Source organism: Pigmentibacter ruber (assembly GCF_009792895.1).
Lineage (GTDB): Bacteria > Bdellovibrionota_B > Oligoflexia > Silvanigrellales > Silvanigrellaceae > Silvanigrella > Silvanigrella rubra.
This window is the reverse complement of sequence record NZ_WSSC01000008.1, coordinates 1-3045: the sequence shown is the minus strand read 5'-3', so window position 1 is coordinate 3045 and position 3045 is coordinate 1. Positions and strand designations below refer to the sequence as shown.

Annotated in this window: 1 protein-coding gene; it reads left to right on the top strand. The window is 28.4% G+C overall.

The features are described 5' to 3' along the window. Positions 1-189: 189 nt before the first annotated feature. A partial coding sequence (locus tag GOY08_RS15480; RefSeq protein WP_158999836.1) for a hypothetical protein occupies positions 190-3045 on the top strand: 2856 nt, incomplete at its 3' end.

The window sequence follows — 3045 nt, the reverse complement described above, 5'->3', positions numbered from 1 at the left end:
TAGCTTTACTAAATATCTAAAAAACTTTAATTTGCAAGAAAATTATCTAAAAAATAAAATTTGTTTGCTTTAAAAAATTAAAATAATAAGGTAAATGTACATTTAGGAGGTTTAGTTAAAATAAGTTGAGCATAAATATGAACTCATAAAAAATTAAGGCAAAAATAAATTAGAAAGACAGCCAAAGAAATGCAAACTAACCTAAGAAAAATATTAGTATTAATAATGTTTTTAGTTAACTTAAACTGTTATGGCAGTACGGAAGAGTTAAAAGCTTTAGTAGAAAGAAACTGTGACATAAAAAGTTACAAAGCTGAAATAGGCACTATATTTATTGGCAGTTGTTTAAATGCCAAATTAACCAGCGAAGTAACTGTGTTTTTAAATAGCAAAAAAATATTTTTTGCAGAAATGAAATTAGATCATGGACTACCTGAAAAAATTGAAGATGTTCTTTTAATTAGTGGACAAATAAAACCTACAAGTACATTTGGCAAGTGCAATAAAAAGTACGTTATTATTGATACAAACCCTGCAACAGCGCAAGTGGTAGAATTTGGGGTGCCTAATTTGTGCTTAAATATACGTTCTTCAAATTTATTTAGTACTAGTATTGACAAAGAATCGTCCTTTAATCCAAAGCAAATTGCAAATGGCTATTCTATTTCACCTAGCGGTAAGGTAGATATAGATTACTTTATGGGTAAACTTTACTATCTAGACAAAGAAAATACCACATATGAAAAAGAAAATATTTATTTAGAACGAAAAGAATTATATTCCGATGCACTTCGTGAGTATATTGTATACCATGATTTTTTTGGTTCCAGAGAACAATTTTATAAAAAATACCAGTTTTATGAAAAGGTAACAAAAATAAATTTAAATGATGCGGAAGTAAAAAGTAAAGACTATAAAAAAATACTGTATAAAAATGATAAATATTGTATAGAAAAATTGGCCTACAATAGCCTTGCTGGAAAAGTACAAAGTTTACGCTGTGAACGAAATGAAATTGTAGTCAACAATACAAAGGTCATGCAAGCAGACAATGTAGATGACTTAAATTCTCCGCACTATCTCAACAAAGAAGCCTCGGTCTTATATGGTTTTGCAAGTCACAGACAAGCCCATATCAATACTAAAATACAGTATTGTGGAAATGAATTGTTTTTTTTAGATACAGCACATAGCAAGCCACAAATTAAAACTGTCGTTTTTAATGATAATTGCTACTTTATTAAAGCAACAGAACACAGAGGACAAGAAACTATAGTAACTTTAAATACGGGTGAAGTAATAAAATACAAACAAGGAAAAATAGAACTTCCTAAAACTTTAGCACAAAACATAAATGTACAAAGTGGTGCAGAACATATACCTTATTATATAGGGGCAAAAACTTTATATAACAATGCTAATACACAAATGCGGTTAGTTCAAAGTTACCGTAATAACAAATTATTCTTAAATAACCAGAAAATATTGCAAGCGCCATTATTAAAAATATTTGAACACAATCATGAAAAAACTATTTTTGTTGGAGGGCTCTATCAGTATATTTCTGATCCTCTACATCCTTTAAGCTGTTTAAAAGAATTGTTTGTTTTAGACATAACCCAGTATCCCAAAACCATATTTTACACCGGAAAAAATAACAAAAGAAAAGAAAAATGCTTGCATATGGAAATGGAATTAGAGTTACTTAAAAATAAAGCCAATATCAACACTTCTGAATCAGGTGATTTTATTTATAGCAACGATGTATTAAAACCCAAATATTTTTTTACTCCTTTAGTAAAAAGAATTACAGGCAAGCATTTAACTATTGAAAAAAAACAATTGCCGTATATCTTACCTTTTGAAGAAGTCAAATCTTATATGGTTTATCATTTTCCAGAAGACATGAAAAGAACTTTTTCTAAAAATGCCTATGACAAAGGCAAAGAAGAAAGCAATGCTTATGAAAAAGTTGAAGCTTTTATCGATCAAACTAAAGTAACAAAAACAAGCCGCATACGGTATACAGACATTTATCCTTATAGGCACCTAAATCTTTATTATGAAGATGAAGCTTATTTAGGCAGCTCTTCTTACTCGTATGGAATGGAAGATTCTTTCCATTATTTTCATTCAAATATTTCTGATTATGCATGGTACTATGACAATAGAAGATTACTAATTGGAAACCACTATTATGATTTTAAAATTATGGGCATGGATAAAGATTTATTCTTGTTTACAGGAGAAGCAAACCTAGATAAAGAGTTTCCTATGCGAGAAAATCGAGAATTTAAATATTTTGTCTTGGTCGATAAAATTGATGGTAAACATAAATTATTTAAATTTGGCTTGCAAAACGTAATTAATAGTTTAACAAATTATAATGCTAAAAATGGAGTATTTAAAGGCACTTTTAAAGATGGCTCTGAAATAGAATACAGCAAAGGAAAACTGGTAGTTCTAAAAAATCCAAACAAAAATTTAATTGTGGAAGAACACACCCTACCATATAAAATTAACCAAATGGAACAATTTAAGACACCACTAGGTACTTTAGCTACTATTAATTCTATAGACCAACACGACGTATTGTTAGAAGGAAAAAAAGTATTAAGTGGGAATCTTATTAGATTGTTTAGTAACAGTCCTAATAACACTATTTTTATTGGCGGGAATGAGTTTTATTATTCGGTATTTCGTCCCTATGAAGAGTGCAGCAAACAATTATTTTTAATTGATGTCAGCCAAAAACTTCCAAAATTAATAAAATTTGGGAATGATAAAATTTGTAACGTAATTGATAGTGTTAAATATATAAACAATAAGGTAGAAATAAATTTAAAAAATAATATCAAACTTTTCTACCAAGATCAAAAATTACAGTTTGCAACTGAAATAAAAGACTATCAATTTGATCCCAATGACTTGTTAGCATTTAATATGTTTTTGGGTAAAGTGACAACTGAAGAAGATTACAAAAATTTATTACAAACAAAATACCCTATTCATATTAAAGAAGAAAAAATACCCTTGTTGTATGAG